The sequence below is a fragment of the Actinomadura sp. KC345 genome, from assembly GCF_004348515.1.
In the GTDB taxonomy this organism is placed as follows: domain Bacteria; phylum Actinomycetota; class Actinomycetes; order Streptosporangiales; family Streptosporangiaceae; genus Spirillospora.
In genome coordinates this window covers 28,183-43,887 of sequence record NZ_SMKH01000027.1, presented here as the reverse complement: position 1 = coordinate 43,887, position 15,705 = coordinate 28,183, and the positions used below count along the sequence as shown (strand labels likewise).

General features: G+C 73.1%; 14 protein-coding genes. 10 read left to right on the top strand and 4 right to left on the bottom strand.

Annotated elements, in window-relative coordinates:
* From E1281_RS07265 to E1281_RS07250, 4 genes are all read right to left on the bottom strand, one after another.
* Window positions 1-868 (bottom strand): polysaccharide deacetylase (locus E1281_RS07265; protein ID WP_207943157.1); only part of this gene is annotated, 868 nt, incomplete at its 3' end.
* The gene (gene speB, locus E1281_RS07260) at window positions 865-1,851 is read right to left on the bottom strand and encodes an agmatinase (RefSeq protein ID WP_131876373.1); all 987 of its coding nucleotides are present in this window, start codon (window positions 1,849-1,851) and stop codon (window positions 865-867) included. The genes E1281_RS07265 and speB, both read right to left, overlap by 4 nt.
* Window positions 1,852-1,870: 19 nt before the next feature.
* The gene (locus tag E1281_RS07255) at window positions 1,871-2,617 is read right to left on the bottom strand and encodes an SDR family oxidoreductase (protein WP_131876372.1); all 747 of its coding nucleotides are present in this window, start codon (window positions 2,615-2,617) and stop codon (window positions 1,871-1,873) included.
* Window positions 2,618-3,313, bottom strand: a complete 696-nt coding sequence (locus tag E1281_RS07250) for an SDR family oxidoreductase (RefSeq protein ID WP_131876371.1) — start codon at window positions 3,311-3,313, stop codon at window positions 2,618-2,620.
* 179 nt (window positions 3,314-3,492) lie between these two features.
* On the opposite strand from E1281_RS07250, the gene E1281_RS07245 reads away from it, so the two are divergent.
* The 10 genes from E1281_RS07245 (at window position 3,493) to E1281_RS07200 (ending at window position 15,703) form a co-directional block, all read left to right on the top strand.
* Window positions 3,493-4,533: a PucR family transcriptional regulator gene (locus E1281_RS07245; RefSeq protein WP_131876370.1), complete on the top strand. Its 1,041-nt coding sequence runs from the start codon at window positions 3,493-3,495 to the stop codon at window positions 4,531-4,533.
* A 376-nt stretch (window positions 4,534-4,909) separates the two neighbouring features.
* A complete protein-coding gene (locus E1281_RS07240; RefSeq protein ID WP_131876369.1) occupies window positions 4,910-5,716 on the top strand; it encodes an SAM-dependent methyltransferase in 807 nt (268 codons plus the stop codon).
* 151 nt (window positions 5,717-5,867) lie between these two features.
* A complete protein-coding gene (locus E1281_RS07235) occupies window positions 5,868-6,752 on the top strand; it encodes a helix-turn-helix transcriptional regulator (protein ID WP_243716678.1) in 885 nt (294 codons plus the stop codon).
* Between the two features lie 220 nt (window positions 6,753-6,972).
* Entirely contained in the window at window positions 6,973-7,830 is an 858-nt protein-coding gene (gene hpnC / locus E1281_RS07230) for a squalene synthase HpnC (RefSeq protein WP_131876368.1), read from the top strand.
* Between the two features lie 4 nt (window positions 7,831-7,834).
* Entirely contained in the window at window positions 7,835-8,710 is an 876-nt protein-coding gene (hpnD, locus tag E1281_RS07225; RefSeq protein WP_131876367.1) for a presqualene diphosphate synthase HpnD, read from the top strand.
* Window positions 8,707-10,077 carry a hydroxysqualene dehydroxylase HpnE gene (gene hpnE, locus E1281_RS07220; protein ID WP_131876366.1) on the top strand — a complete coding sequence of 457 codons (1,371 nt, stop codon included), beginning with the start codon at window positions 8,707-8,709 and terminating at the stop codon, window positions 10,075-10,077. The genes hpnD and hpnE overlap by 4 nt, the downstream gene beginning before the upstream one ends.
* Window positions 10,074-11,084, top strand: a complete 1,011-nt coding sequence (locus E1281_RS07215) for a polyprenyl synthetase family protein (RefSeq protein ID WP_131876365.1) — start codon at window positions 10,074-10,076, stop codon at window positions 11,082-11,084. The genes hpnE and E1281_RS07215 overlap by 4 nt, the downstream gene beginning before the upstream one ends.
* A gap of 74 nt (window positions 11,085-11,158) precedes the next feature.
* Window positions 11,159-13,039 carry a squalene--hopene cyclase gene (gene shc / locus E1281_RS07210; protein ID WP_131876364.1) on the top strand — a complete coding sequence of 627 codons (1,881 nt, stop codon included), beginning with the start codon at window positions 11,159-11,161 and terminating at the stop codon, window positions 13,037-13,039.
* Entirely contained in the window at window positions 13,036-14,040 is a 1,005-nt protein-coding gene (gene hpnH / locus E1281_RS07205) for an adenosyl-hopene transferase HpnH (protein WP_131876363.1), read from the top strand. The genes shc and hpnH overlap by 4 nt, the downstream gene beginning before the upstream one ends.
* 130 nt (window positions 14,041-14,170) lie before the next feature.
* Window positions 14,171-15,703, top strand: a complete 1,533-nt coding sequence (locus tag E1281_RS07200) for a cytochrome b N-terminal domain-containing protein (protein WP_165958814.1) — start codon at window positions 14,171-14,173, stop codon at window positions 15,701-15,703.
* The last annotated feature ends 2 nt before the right edge of the window (window positions 15,704-15,705 follow it).

Genomic DNA, 15,705 nt, shown 5'->3' with positions numbered 1-15,705 from the left:
GGATCGCGCGGGGAGGCAGGTTCAGCGAGCGGACGTGCCGGGCGATCTCGCCGAGCGGGGCCAGCCACACGTCCGGGCGGGACGCGACGTGCTCGATCAGCCCCTCCAGCGCGGCGGCGCGGCCGGGGCGCCCCGAGAGGAAGGGATGCGCGGTCAGGACGAAGCAGCCGTGGTCGCGGTGCAGCGCCTCGAACTCGGCCCGCCACATCTCCACGGCCTTGACCGGGCTCTCGATCAGCCCGGACCCGGAGACGTCCGGCAGGTAGCAGTACTGCTCCCAGTCGTCCAGGCCCCAGTGGACGGGGATCTCGACGATGGGCGCGCCCGTGCCCGTGTCCAGCTCGTACGGGACGTCGGCGTCCATCAGGCTGGAGTCGTACAGGAACCCGCGCTCTGCCAGCAGCCGCGGCGAGGCGTGGGTCAGCTCCCACATCGGCGCCCGGTACCCCTCCGGGCGGACGCCGGCGACCTCCTCCAGGGCGTCCAGGCCCCGGTCGAGGATCTCCGCCTCGGTCCGCTCGTCGACGGCGCCGTCCGGCCCGGCCAGCGGCTCGTGCAGGTAGCCGTGGTGCGCGATCTCGTGGCCCCCGTCCACGATCGCGCGGACGGCGTCCGGGTGGCGGTGCGCCGTGTGGCCGGGCACGAAGAAGGTCGAGCGGACGTCGTGCCGGTCGAGGATCCGCAGCAGGCGCGGCAGCCCCGTCAGCGGCCCGTACACCTGGTGGCTCAGCACGCTCAGCCGTTCGGCGGCCCGCGGCTGGACGCTCAGCACGGCCGACTCCGCGTCCACGTCGAAGGCGAACGACGCCGCCGACGTCGCCGCCCCCGGCCACCGGACCGGGTCGGCGGTGCGCAGGGCGCCGGTCACGCCGGGCCCTTCGCCAGCAGGCTCAGGATCTCGTAGATCACCGTGGCGGCGGCGATGGAGGTGATCTCGGCGTGGTCGTAGGCGGGCGCGACCTCCACCACGTCCGCGCCGACGATGTCCAGCCCGGCCAGCCCGCGCAGGATCCCCAGAAGCTCCCGGCTGGTCATGCCGCCGCTGTCGGGCGTCCCGGTCCCCGGAGCGTACGCGGGGTCGAGGACGTCGATGTCGACCGACAGGTACACCGGCGCGTCCTGGACCCGGGCCCGTACCCGCTCGGCGACGCCCCGCGCGCCGATGTCGTCCAGCTCCGCGCAGTGCACGATCGTGAATCCGAACGCGGCGTCGTCCACCAGGTCCATCGGGTCGTAGAGCGGGCCGCGGATGCCGACGTGCGCGCTCGCGTCCCGCATCAGCAGCCCCTCCTCGGCGGCGCGGCGGAACGGGGTGCCGTGCGTGTACGGCTCGCCGAAGTAGGTGTCCCAGGTGTCGAGGTGCGCGTCGAAGTGGACGAGCGCGATCGGGCCGTGCAGCGCGTGCGCGGCCCGCAGCGCCGGAAGCGCGATCGTGTGGTCGCCGCCGATCGTGACGGCCCGGCCGCCGTCCCCGGTCAGTTCCCGCAGCCCGGCCTCGACCTGCCTGATCGCGGTGCCGATGTCGAACGGGTTGCAGGCGAGGTCCCCGGCGTCCACCACCTGCTGCGAGGCGAACGGCAGCACGTCCAGCGCCGGGTTGTAGGGCTTGAGGAGCCGCGACCCCTGCCGCACCGACGCCGGCCCGAACCGCGCCCCCGGGCGGTACGAGACGCCGCTGTCGAACGGGACCCCGACCACGGCCACGTCGTAGCCGGGCACGTCGGTGCGGCGGGGGAGGCGGGCGAACGTGGCCGGACCGGCGAACCGCGGGATCTCCAGCGCGTCCACCTGCCCCACCGGCTCCCGCTCGGCCGGGTTCTGCTCTACCGGGTCCTGGTCCACCGGCTCCATCGGGTTCCTTTCCGGGGGGTCACGCGCGGGACCTGGTGGTGCCGCCGTTGACGTGCAGGATCTGGCCGACGAGCGTGGGGAGCCGGGGGTCGGCGAGGAACGCGACCGACTCCGCGACCTCCTCGGGCGAGGCGATGCGGCCGAACGGCACGCGCTCGGCGTACCGGGCGCGGATCTCGTCGACGGTGACCCCGGCGGCCTTCGCGTCCACCTCGAGCTGGGCGGTGTCGATCACGCTCGGCGCGATCGCGTTGACCGCGATGCCGAGCGGCCCGAGCTCGCGGCCCAGCGACTTGGTGAGCGCGATCATCCCGGCCTTGGACGCGGAGTAGGCGGTCGCGTCCGGCCACCCGATCAGCCCCCACTCGGACGAGACCAGCACCATCCGGCCGCCGCCGCGCTCGACCATCCCGGGCAGCACGGCCTGCGCGCACGCGAACGTCCCGCCGAGGTTGACGTCGACGATGCGCCACCAGTCGTCCAGGTCGTGCTCGGCGAACGGCGACATCGTCATGTAGGCCGCCGCGGCGACGAGGAGCCCGGCGTGCTCGCCGGTCTGCCGCTCGACCTCCTCGACCATCGCGTCGACGGCCGCGGGATCGGAGACGTCCGCCGGCACCGCCACCCCGCCCAGCTCGGCGGCGAGGCCGGCCACGTCCCGGTCCGGGTGGTCGTTGAGGGCGACGAGATGGCCGCCGGCCGCGAGCCGGCGCGCGATCGCGGTGCCGAGGCCGCCGCCGGCCCCGGTGATCAGCGCGACCGTCATCTAGATCACCGCCCCGGCGTTGGGGGACAGGATCTCGCCGGCGCAGAACGTCGCGTCCTCGACCAGGTACGCGGCGGCGAGCGCGACCTCCTCGGGGGACGTCAGCCGCCCCGCCGGGAGGCCCTGAAGGTAGGCGGGCCGGCGCCAGGGCGAGTCGGCCGACAGCAGCGGCGTGTCGGTCGGGCCGGGCGCCACCGCGTTCACCCGCACGCCGGACGGCGCCAGCTCCGCCGCCAGCGACCGGACGAAGCCGATCACCGCGCCCTTCGCCGCCGCGTAGTGGGCTTCGGCGTCCGCGCCGCCGATCGCCAGCTCCGAGGTGACCGCGACGACGCTGCCGTGCCCGCGCTCCACCATCCCCGGCGTCACGGCCTTGCACACGTTCACCACCCCGCCCAGGTGCACCCGCAGCATCCGCTGCCAGTCCGGCCAGGCGATGTCGGACACCGGGACGATCGCGTAGTGCCCGGCGGCGCACAGGGCCGCCTCGATCGGGCCCAGCTCGCGCTCGATGCGCCGCGCCGCCGCCCGCACCTGCGCGGGGTCCGACACGTCGACGCCCACCGAGTGGGAGGCGTCGTCGGCGGGGCTGAGGTCCAGGGCGGCCGTCGTCCAGCCGCGCCCGGCCAGCTCGCGTACCATCGCGGCGCCGATCCCGCTCGCGGCCCCGGTGACGAGGGCGACTCGTTCTCGCATCGAACCTCCGAACGGGTCTCGGACAGGCCTTCAGGCAAACCCGCTGTACCGCCAGGTGGCAAGGGTCACGGCGTTTTCTTGGTCAAATGCACCGCGGCACGCCCGAACTGTCGTGCCCTTCTCCAAAATCACGGTCACGATCATGGGACGACCGGCACCCGGGGTGAGAGGCTGAGGCTGTGACCAGCGATCCCGCGGTGCTGCGCCTCACCGTCCGGCAGCTCCTGGAGGTGCCGCGCTTCCGGCTGCGCCTGGTCGCCGGGGAGGGCGGGCTGGACCGCCCGATCCGCTGGGCCCACTCGACCGAGCTGCTCGACCCCGGCCCCTACTTGCGCGGCAACGAGATCGTCCTGACGGTCGGCGCGTCGCTGCGGGACCCGGAGACCTGCACCTCGTTCGCCGACTCGGTCAGGGCCAGCCGCGCCAGCGCGATCGGCTACGGGATCGGCGACGTGACGGACGAGGCGCCCGAGGCGCTGTGCCGGGTCTGCGACCGCCTCGGCCTGCCGCTCATGGAGGTCCCGCCCGAGGTCCCGTTCCTGAGCTTCACCGAGTGGTTCGCCGAACGGCTCGCCTCCACCCGCGACGAGCGGCACGAGCGCGAGGAGACGGGACGCCTGCTGCGCATGGTCCGGGAGGGGCTCGCGTCCGCCGAGGTGCTCCGTCCCCGGATCGACGAGAGCGGGCTCGACCACGCCTCGCTGCTCGCGATCGCGATGGACGTCCCCGAGGTCGACTTCCCGGGCCTGCTGGGGGTGGACGACGACACCGCCATCCTGATCAGCAACGACGCCCACGCCTGGGCCGAGCCCGCCGGCATCGGCAGCCCGGGACCCCTGGAGCACCTGCCGCTCTCGATGACCGAGTGCCTGTCCGCGCTGGACGTCGCGCGCCGCACCGGCGGCGTCGTCCACGCCTCCGACCTGGCCACCTTCCCGGCGCTCCTCGGACGCCTCACGCAGGAGCAGCTGGCCCCGTTCGTCGACCAGATCGCCCGCCCGCTGAGCGAGTACGACGTCGCGCACGGAACGCGCCTCACCGAGACGCTCCGCACGTTCCTCGACATGGGCGGCGCGGTGGGCGCCACGTCCCGCGCCCTGTTCCTGCATCCGAACACGCTCCGCCACCGGCTGGCCCGGATCGAGAGGCTCACGGGCCACAACCCGCTCCAGTTCGAGGACCGCGTGGCGCTCGCGATCGCGGTCTGGGCCGGGCGCTGAACGCCGCCACCTCGGCGCCCGTTTTCCGCCGCAGAGATAAATGCGGTAAATGCCGGAATTGTTGCGATGGAAAATGCCTGGTCGGCGAGGTGTGAAGGCGGTGCGGATCGGTGACGGCATCCTGGCGCGTCCGTAAGTGATCGTTTCGTCCGGACCGTCCGGCCGGCCCGCGGCGCGGCACGCCGGACTCCACCGGAATCCCCCTGGTCACCGCCGTCACGCCGACCTCGGAGTCCTGCCCACTCTGCGTATTCATTAATGTCCTCAAAGGAAAAACGGACAGGCCCGAATTTCGGGTATCTGGCCGCCCCCGTATCGGCGGGGCTAGGTTTGCCGATGAGAGGACGGCCGTACCGCCGAAAGGAGCGTCAGACCGATGACGGATGCCCCCCGCGGCCCGGAACAGGGGTCGGAGACGAAGATCAACACTGACGTTCCGCAGTCGGCGCGGATCTGGAATTACTGGCTCGGCGGCACCGACAACTACGAGATCGACCGGATCGCCGGCGACGAGTACAAGTCGCTGTACCCCGGCATCGTGCCGCTCGCCCGCGCCGGCCGCTACTTCATGGACCGCGCGATCAGGTTCCTGATCCGCGAACGCGGCATCCGCCAGTTCATGGACTGCGGGACGGGACTGCCCACCGTCGACAACACCCACGAGATGGCCCAGCGCGCCGCCCCCGAGGCGAAGGTCGTCTACGTCGACAACGACCCCCTCGTCCTCGCCCACGCGCGTGCCCTGCTGACCAGCACCCCCGAGGGGCGCACCGCCTACATCGACTGCGACCTGCACGACCCCAAGACGATCCTGGACAGGGCGTCCGAGACCCTCGACCTCTCGCGGCCCGTCGCGCTGCTGCTGGTCAACGTCATGGGGCACATCGTCGATCCCGACGAGGCGCTGCGAGTCGCGCACGGGCTGGTGGGCGGCCTCCCGTCCGGCAGCTACCTCATCCTGGACGACTGCACCGACACCGACGACGACTTCAACGCCGCGCAGCGCGCCTACGACGCCACCGGCGCCATCCCGTTCCGGCTGCGCAGCCGCGAGTTCATCTCCCGCTACTTCGACGGCCTGGAGCTGGAGGAGCCGGGGCTCGTGACGGTCAACGCGTGGCGCCCGGAGGCCGACGACGCCGAGGTGGTCCCGACGCTGTGCGGCGTGGCCCGTAAACCCTGACGCAGAGCCATGTCCCGCCGCGGAGGGATGACGGGCCGCGGCGGGCCGAGAACAGGGTTCCTTCGAACATCGCCCACCGTTCCGCGTCCGACGCGCTGTGCGAGGGTATAGTGAGTCGTTCGTCCACGCCTGTCCCGATGAGGAGCCCCCGTTGGCCTCCGTCTCGATCACCGGCAGAAGACAGCCCATAGACGCGCAGGGTGACCCGCTCGTCCCCCGCATGCTGCTGGCCCGGCGGCTGCGGGCGCTGCGCGAGGCCGCCCGGATCACCCGGCGGGAGGCGGCCCGGGCGATCGGCGGGTCCACCTCCAAGATCTCCAGGCTGGAACTGGGCCGCTCGGGATGCAGGCCCGGCGACATCGACGCCCTCCTCACCGGCTACGGCGTGAACGACGACGAGCGCGCGACCCTGCTCGCGCTCGCCGCGCAGACCACCGCGCGGCCGTGGTGGTACGGCGAGGGCGACATCGTCCCGCCGTGGGTGCGCCCCTACCTCAGCGCGGAGCAGTCGGCCAGGCTGGTCCGCACGTTCGAGGCGCAGTTCGTCCCCGGCCTGCTGCAGTGCGAGGACTACGCCCGCGCGCTGATCCGCCGCGTCAGCCCGGCGCCGGAGGTCGAGCGGCGCGTCGAGTTCCGGATGCGGCGGCAGCGCGTCCTGCGCCGCCGCCCGCGCCCGCTGAACCTGTGGGCCGTGCTCGACGAGGCGGCCCTGTGGCGCCCGATCGGCGAGCCGGAGACGATGCGGGCCCAGATCCGGCACATCGTCGAGCTGTGCAGGCGGCCGAACGTCACCGTGCAGATCGCGCCGTTCGGGATCTGCGGGCGGGTCGCCGGCGACGGGCCCCTCACGCTCGTGCGGTTCCCGCAGCAGGGGCTGCCCGACATGGTGTACCTGGAGCGGGCCAACAGCGCCGTGTACCCGAGCCGGTGGCCGGAGATCGAGCACCACTGGCACGTCTTCAACACGCTGGTGACCGAGGCCGCCCCGCCCGAGCACACCCCGCAGATCCTCGCCGGGATCCTCGGCACCTACTGATCACCGCGGACTGACCACCGCGGACGCCGAGGCGATCACATATTCCCGCCTGACCACTTCCGGCCTACACGGATAAATGCGGGGCGTTCGGGAGGGTTTGCCCGGCGGTTCGGGGACGTACGCCACAGGGGGCTCCCGCGGCGCCCATGTTTACCGGTCGATCACCCGGTTACCGGGCACCGTTGACGCCTCACGCCGCCGCCGTTCTCGAAGGAACGCCATGTCCGTCAGCGAGCGCTTGCACAACGAGGCCGAGGAGCGCCGGACCAGGGACGAACTCCAGGCCCGGGAGAACTTCCCGGTGGCCACGCGGCTGCTGCCGGCGCGGCACCGCGCGAACCTGCTGAACGTCTACGGCTACGCCCGGCTCGTGGACGACATCGGCGACGAGGCCCCGCCCGGCGAGCGGACGGCGCTGCTCGACCTGGTCGAGCGCGACCTCGGCCGGATCTACGCGGGCGCGGAGCCGGAGCTTCCGGTGATGCGCGGCCTGGCCCGCACGGTCGCCGGCTGCGCGATCCCGGCGGAGCCGTTCCACCGCCTCCTCCAGGCCAACCGCCAGGACCAGGTCGTCTCCCGCTACGGCACGTACGACGAGCTGCTCGGCTACTGCGCGATGTCCGCCGACCCGGTCGGGCACATCGTCCTGCACGTGTTCGGCGCCGCCACCCCGGACCGGCTCGCGCTGTCCGACAAGGTGTGCACCGCGCTCCAGATCATCGAGCAATGCCAGGACGCCGGCGAGGACTACCGGAACGGCCGGATCTACCTCCCGGCCGACGACCTGCGCCGGTTCGGCTGCGAGGAGGGCGACCTGGAGGCCGCGCTCACCCCGACCCGGCTGCGCGGCGTCCTCGCCCTCCAGGCGCGGCGGGCCCGCCGCCTCCTCGACGAGGGCGCGGTGCTCACCGGGCGGCTCCAGGGGTTCGCGCGGGTCGCCGTGGCCGGGTACGTGGCCGGCGGCCTCGCCACCCTGGCGGCGCTGGAGCGCGGGGCCTACGACGTCCTGAGCGCCCCGCCACGACCGAGGAAGGCACGGCTGCTCGCCGAGTGGTCGCGGACTCTGGGAAGGAGATGACGAGATGGACGGAGCCGGCGTGGGTGCGGCCGCCGCCTACCGGCACTGCGAGGACGTCGTCCGGACGCAGGCGCGCAACTTCTCCTACGGGATCCGCCTGCTGCCCGCGCCGAAACGGCGTGCGCTGAGCGCCGTCTACGCCTTCGCCCGGCGGATCGACGACATCGGCGACGACCACGACGCGCCCGCTCCGGAGCGACTGGCGAGGCTGGCGGACGAGCGGGCGCGGCTCGCCGACCCGGGCGCCCATCCGTCCGATCTCGTGCTCGCGGCGCTCGCGGACGCGGCAGGCCGCCGGCCGATCCCGCTCGACGCCTTCGGGGAGCTCATCGACGGCTGCGAGGCCGACGTCCGCGGCGAGGACTACGACACCTTCGACGACCTGCTCTGGTACTGCCGGTGCGTCGCCGGCACCGTCGGCCGGCTGTCCCTCGGCGTGTTCGGGACGTCCGACCCGGGCACGGCCGTGCCGCGCGCCGACGCGCTCGGCGTCGCGTTACAGCTGACGAACATCCTGCGCGACGTCAAGGAGGACGGGGCGAACGGACGCGTCTACCTCCCGGCCAAGGACCTCGCGCGCTTCGGGTGCACGCTGCACCGGGACGAGGCGGGCCGCCTGACCGACCCGCCGGACCGGCTGGTCGCGCTCGTCCGGTTCGAGGCGACCCGGGCCGAGGAGTGGTACGGCACCGGGCTGAAGCTGCTGCCCATGCTCGACCGCCGCAGCGCCGCCTGCACCGGGGCCATGGCGGGCATCTACCGGCGCCTGCTGAAGCGCATCACGGCCGACCCCCTCGCGGCCCTGGAGACGCGGACGTCCCTGCCGGGCTGGGAGAAGGCCGCCGTCTCCGCGCGGGCGATGGCGGGGACCCGCCGGTGAACGGCGGCCACAGCGGCGGAGCCCACGTCGCCGTCGTCGGCGGCGGCCTCGCGGGGATCACGACGGCGCTGGCGCTCCAGGAGACCGGGGTGCGGACCACCCTCTACGAGGCGCGCCCCCGCCTCGGCGGCGCCACGCACTCGTTCGACCGCGACGGGCTCACCGTCGACAACGGGCAGCACATCTTCCTGAAATGCTGCACCGCGTACCGGGGGCTGCTGGAGAGGTTGGACGCGCTCGACCGCGTCAGCGTCCAGGAGCGCTTCGACGTCCGCGTCCTCGACCCGGACGGTCCGGCCGGGCGGCTCCGCCGCGCCAAGGCGCCCGGCCCGCTGCACTTCGTGCCCGCCCTCGCCCGCTACGCGCTGCTCCCACCGGCCGACCGGCTGCGCGCCGTCCGCGCCTCGCTGGCGCTCGACCGCCTCGACCCGGACGACCCGTCCCTCGACGGCCTCGCCATGGGCGCCTGGCTCGCCGGCCACGGCCAGGGGCCTCGGGCCAGGGAGGCGCTCTGGGAGCTGTTCGTCACGGCGGCGCTCAACATCGGGCTGGACGACGCCGCGCTCGGCCCCGCCGCCATGGTGTGCCAGACGGCGCTGCTCGGCCGCTCCGACGCCGCCGACATCGGCGTCGCGTCCGTCCCGCTCGGCGACCTGCACGGGACGATCGCGGCGGCGAAGATCGAACGGGACGGCGGCCGGATCCACCTCGGGGCGAAGGTGTCGGCGGTCGTGGCCGGGCCGAAGCTTCTGGTGAACGGCTCCCCGGCCGGCGCCGACGCCGTCGTCGTGGCGGTCCCGCACCGGGCGGCGGCCTCGCTCGTCCCGCCGGAGGCGTGCCCCGACCGATCGCGCTGGGCAGGCCTCGGGTCCAGCCCCATCGTCAACGTCCACGTCGTCTACGACCGGCCGGTCATGGACGAGCCGTTCGTCGCGGCGGTCGGCTCGCCCGTCCAGTGGGTGTTCGACCGGACCGGGGTGAGCGGCCTGACCGGCGGCCAGTACCTCGCGGTCTCGGTCTCGGCGGCCGACAGCTGGATCGACACGCCCACCGCGGAGCTGCGGGAGGTGTACCTCGCCGCGCTGGAACGGCTGTTCCCGGCCGCCCGCCGCGCCCGCGTCACCGACTTCTTCGTGACGCGGGAGCGGCACGCCACCTTCCGCCAGAGCCCCGGCAGCGGCGCGCTGCGCCCCGGGTCCGCGACCCGGCTGCCGTGGCTGTTCCTCGCCGGCGCGTGGACCGACACGGGCTGGCCCGACACGATGGAGGGAGCCGTGCGCAGTGGCCTCACCGCCGCCCGCCTCGTCCGGCGGCACCTGCGCGAGACCGCTCGGCGGGCCGGAGCCGAAGAGGTGACCGGCCGATGACCGCCGTCCCGGCACCGATCACCGACGGGCGCGCCCTGGTCGACCGGGCGATGCGCGTCTCCGCCGACCGCCTGGACCCCTGGACCCGCCGCGTCGTCGCCTACCACCTCGGCTGGACCGACGAGGACGGCAGGCCCGCCGCCGCGGGCGGCAAGGCGCTGCGCCCCGCGCTGGCGCTGCTGTCGGCCCGCGCGGCCGGGACGCCGCAGGAGACGGCGCTGCCCGGCGCGGTCGCCGTCGAGTTCGTGCACGCGTTCTCGCTGCTGCACGACGACATCATGGACGGCGACCGGACGCGCCGGCACCGTCCCGCCGCGTGGACGGTGTTCGGCCCGTCGGCCGCCATCCTCGGCGGCGACGCGCTGCTGGCGCTGTCGGAGAACCTGCTGCTGGACGAGCACTCGCGGGGCGCGCACTGGGCGGCGCGGGCGCTGACCGCCGCCACCCAGCGGCTCATCACCGGCCAGGCGCTCGACCTCGGGTTCGAGCAGCGCGACGACGTGACCCTCGACGAGTGCCTGGCGATGGCGGCGGACAAGACCGGGGCGCTGCTCGCCTGCGCCTGCTCGATCGGTGCGATGCTCGGCGAGGGGCCCGCGCGGCTCGTCACCGGGCTGACGGGGTTCGGGTCCGAGATGGGCGTGGCGTTCCAGCTCGTGGACGACCTGCTCGGCATCTGGGGGAGCCCGGACACCACCGGCAAACCCGTCCTGTCGGACCTGCGGGCCCGCAAGAAGTCCCTTCCGGTGGTCTTCGCGTTGAACGCCGGCACCGCCGAGTCCGCCCGGCTCGCGGAGCTGTACGCGCGCCCGGAGCAGCCGTCCGAGGACGCCTTGGAGGAGATGGCGCGCCTGGTCGAGGCGGCCGGCGGGCGGGACTGGGCCGCGGCGGAGGCGGACCGGCGCGTCGCGGCGGCCGAGCGGTACCTGGCCGACTCGGGGATGGACGACCACGTCCGCGCCGAGTTCCGCGACATCGCGCTGTTCGTCACCTCCCGGGACCACTGACCCCGGTGCCCTCGACACGGATCCTCACCACCGACACGGACCCTCACCACGAACGCGGACGAGAAGGAGCGCGCATGACCACGACCGACGTTTCCGGACTCACCGGAGCCGCCGCCGCGGCCGTCGAGGCGGCCCGCGACCACCTGCTGGGTCTGCAGTCGCCCGAGGGCTGGTGGAAGGCGGAGCTGGAGACGAACGTGACGATGGACGCCGAGGACCTGCTGCTCCGCGAGTTCCTCGGCATCCGCACGGGCGGCGACACGCGGGAGGCGGCGCGCTGGATCCGGTCGCGGCAGCGCGCCGACGGGACCTGGGCGAACTTCTTCGGCGGCCCGCCCGACCCGTCCACGACGATCGAGGCGTACGTCGCCCTTCGGCTGGCCGGGGATCCGGCGGACGCCGACCACATGAGGCGCGCCGCCGCCTACGCGCGAGAGGCGGGCGGAGTCGAGGGCAGCCGGGTGTTCACCCGGATCTGGCTGGCGCTGTTCGGGCAGTGGTCCTGGGACGACCTGCCCGTCATGCCGCCCGAGCTGATGTTCCTGCCGAGCCGTGTCCCGCTGAACGTCTACGACTGGGCGTGCTGGGCGCGGCAGACGATCGTCCCGCTCACGGTGCTCGGGTCGCTGCGTCCCGTCCGGGCCCTGCCGTTCGACCTGCCCGAGCTGCGCGGCGGCGCACGCCCGGCGCGGGAGGCGAAGGGCTGGGGGCGGGCGTTCGAGACGCTCGACCGCGTCCTGCACGTGTACGAGCGGCGGCCCGTGCGCCCGCTGCGGACCGCCGCGCTGCGCCGGGCTGCCGAGTGGATCGTCGCCCGCCAGGAGGCCGACGGCTGCTGGGGCGGGATCCAGCCGCCGTGGGTGTACTCGCTGATGGCCCTGCACGAACTCGGCTACGGCCTCGATCACCCGGTCATGGCGCGCGGCATCGCCGGGCTCGACCGCTTCACGATCCGGGACGAGAAGGGCCGCCGCCTGGAGGCGTGCCAGTCGCCGGTCTGGGACACGGTCCTGGCCATGAACGCCCTCGCCGACGCGGGGCTGCCCGGCGATGCCCCCGCGATGGCGCGCGCCGCCCGCTGGGTCGTCGGAGAGGAGGTCCGGGGGCCGGGGGACTGGGCGGTGCGGCGGCCGGGCCTCGCGCCCGGCGGCTGGGCCTTCGAGTTCGACAACGACGTCTATCCCGACACCGACGACACCGCCGAGGCGATCCTGGCGCTGCGCAAGTCGGGCCTCCCGGGCGCGGAGCGGCCGATCGGGCGCGCGGTCGGCTGGCTGTCGGGGATGGCCTCGCGTGACGGCGGGTTCGCTGCGTTCGACGCCGACAACACCCGCGAACTGTGCACCAAGCTGCCCTTCTGCGACTTCGGCGCGGTCATCGACCCGCCGTCCGCGGACGTCACCGCCCACGTCGTGGAAGCGCTCTCCCGCGAGGGGCTCGCGGAGACGGCCGTGGTCAAGCGGGCCGTGGTGTGGCTGCTGAAGGCCCAGGAGGCGGACGGGTCGTGGTTCGGGCGCTGGGGGGCCAACCACGTCTACGGGACGGGAAGCGCGGTGCCCGCGCTGATCGCCGCCGGCGTCCGTCCGGGCAAGCCCGCGATCCGCCGCGCCGTGGCGTGGCTGGAGGAGCACCAGAACGGCGACGGCGGCTGGGGCGAGGACCTGCGCTCCTACGACGACGCGTCCTGGATCGGGCGGGGCGCGTCCACGCCGTCGCAGACCGCCTGGGCGCTGCTGGCGCTGCTCGCCGCCGGTGAGCGCTCGGCGGCCGTGGAGGGCGGCGTCCGGTGGCTGGTCGACCATCAGCGCCAGGACGGGAACTGGGACGAGGAGCATTTCACCGGCACCGGATTCCCCGGCGACTTCTACATCAATTACCACCTCTACCGGCTGGTGTTCCCGATCAGCGCCCTCGGCCGCTATCTGGGAGGGGCGAAGGAGGTTCGAGAGTCATGAGCATGCCGCTGCGCCAGAGCGCCCGAATCGGGGGCTACATCCTCCGCAACAAGCTCCGCGGCAGGAAGAGGTTCCCGCTGATCGTCGAGCTGGAGCCGCTGTTCGCCTGCAACCTGGCGTGCGCGGGCTGCGGGAAGATCCAGCATCCCGCCGACGTGCTGAAGAGGCGCATGCCGGTCGAGCAGGCCATCGCCGCCATCGAGGAATGCGGCGCGCCCATGGTGTCCATCGCGGGCGGTGAACCGCTGATGCACCCGCAGATGGACGAGATCGTGAGCGAGCTCGTCAAGCGCAGGAAGTTCGTCTTCCTGTGCACGAACGCGCTGCTCATCCCGAAGAAGCTCGACAGGTTCAAGCCGTCGCCCTACTTCGCGTGGTCGGTGCACATCGACGGCCTCCAGGAACGCCACGACGAGTCCGTCTGCAAGGAGGGCGTCTTCGAGGACGCGGTCGCCGCGGTCCGCGAATGCCAGCGCCGCGGGTTCCGCGTCACCACCAACACGACGTTCTTCAACACCGACACCCCGCAGACCGTCATCGAGGTCCTCGACTACCTCAATGACGACCTCAGGGTCAACGAAATGATGATCTCACCGGGCTACGCCTACGAGAAGGCGCCCGACCAGGAGCATTTCCTCGGCGTACAGGAGACGCGGGAACTGTTCCGGAAGGCGTTCTCCGGCGGGAACCGCGAACGGTGGCGGCTCAACCACTCTCCGCTTTTCCTGGACTTCCTGGAAGGGAAGGTCGACTTCCCCTGCACGGCCTGGGCGATCCCGTCGTACTCACTCTTCGGGTGGCAGCGCCCCTGCTATCTGATGTCCGACGGCTACGCGCAGACCTACCAGGAACTCCTCGACGAGACCGACTGGGAGTCCTACGGCCGGGGCCGCGACCCGCGCTGCGCCAACTGCATGGCCCACTGCGGCTACGAGCCCACGGCCGTCTTCGGCACGGTGAGTTCCCTGAAGGAATCGCTGAGGGCGCTCCGCACCACGTAGGACTTCGCGCGTCGCCGATGTGACCGACGTCGCTTTCATGAAGGTGTCACGCATCGCCGGGCCATTCCGTCTACTGGGCATGGAATCCCGCCCGGCCCGATGAGCGGCGGGCACCGTCATGGAAGGGATCATGGCACATACACGTGACCGGGAAATGCCGCGCGGACCTTCGGCGACGCCCGGCCGGATCGCCGGGAAATGGTTCTCGACCGGCACGGAGCTGGTGAAGGGCGCGCGGGGCGGTGCCGGCGGGCCCGGCGCGACGCGGCGGTACCGCTCCCGCGCCGACCACTGGACCTTCATGTTCGCGCAGATCACGGGCTACTCGTTCGCGGTGCTCGTGGTCACCGGCGTGTTCCTGACCTTCTACTTCGACCCGTCCATGGCACGCGCCCCCTACGACGGCCCCTACGGCCCGCTCCAGGGCGTACCGGTCTCGCGGGCCTACGCCTCGACGATGGAGCTGTCGTTCGAGGTACGGGGCGGGCTGCTGGTGCGGCAGATCCACCACTGGGCGGCGCTGATCTTCTGCGCCTCCATCGCGCTGCAGTTGCTCCGGCTGTTCTTCACCGGCGGATTCCGCCGTCCACGGCTCCTCAACTGGCTGGTCTGGGTGGGCCTGTTCGTCATCGGCATGGTCGCCTCGCTGAGCGGGACGATCCTGCCCGACGACATGCTGTCGGGTGGAAGCCTGCTGCTGACCAAGAGCGTCATCGAGTCGATCCCGTTCGCAGGCACCCGCCTGTCGCGATTCGTCTTCGGCGGCGACTTCCCCGGCGAGGTCATCATCGAGCGGGTCTACTGGCTGCACATCCTGATCCTGCCGCTGGCGATCGGCGGGGCGCTGGCGTACCGGCGGCGCCTGGTGAGCCGGCGGCACGGCCACACCCGCTTCGCCGCGACCTCCGCCGCGCGCCGCCTCGGCTCGCACCACGTCGCCCGCGCGCGTACGGCGATCGTCGGTGCGCCCCGGCCCGCCGCGATCGCGATGTTCCTGTTCACCTGCGGCACGCTGGCGCTGCTGGGCGGGTTCGTCCAGATCAACGCGATCTGGCAGTTCGGACCGTTCGAACCCGGCGCGATCACCGCCGGCGCGGTCCCCGGCTGGTACATGGCCTTCCTGGACGGCGCGATACGGATCACGCCCGGCTGGGAGTTCGACGTCGCCGGGCACCCCCTCACGCTCGCGGTCCTGATCCCCGCGGTCCTCGTCCCGGGAGTCTTCTTCACCGCCCTGGTGCTGTGGCCGCTCGGTGAGGCGGTCGTCACCGGCGACCGAGCCGAACATCACGTCCTGGACCGTCCGCGCGACCGTCCGGCTCGTACCGCGGCCGGCGTCGCCGGGATGACCTTCTACGGGCTGCTGTGGCTCGCCGCCGCCAACGACCAGATCGCCCTCAACTTCCACCTCGACCTGTTCACCGTCACCTGGTTCTTCCGCGTCGCGGTCTTCGCGGGGCCGGCGGCGGCGTTCGTCGTCACCGACCGGATCTGCCGCCATCTGACCCGGCGGGAGCGCCAGGACAGGACGCACGGCCGCGAGACCGGGCGGATCGCCATGGACGCCCGGGGCCGGTACACCGCGGTCCACTCACGCCCTGCCCCGCCGGACGAGGCGTCCGCCTCAGCCGGCCGCCGCCTCGCCGCCAGCAGCAAGGAGTGAAC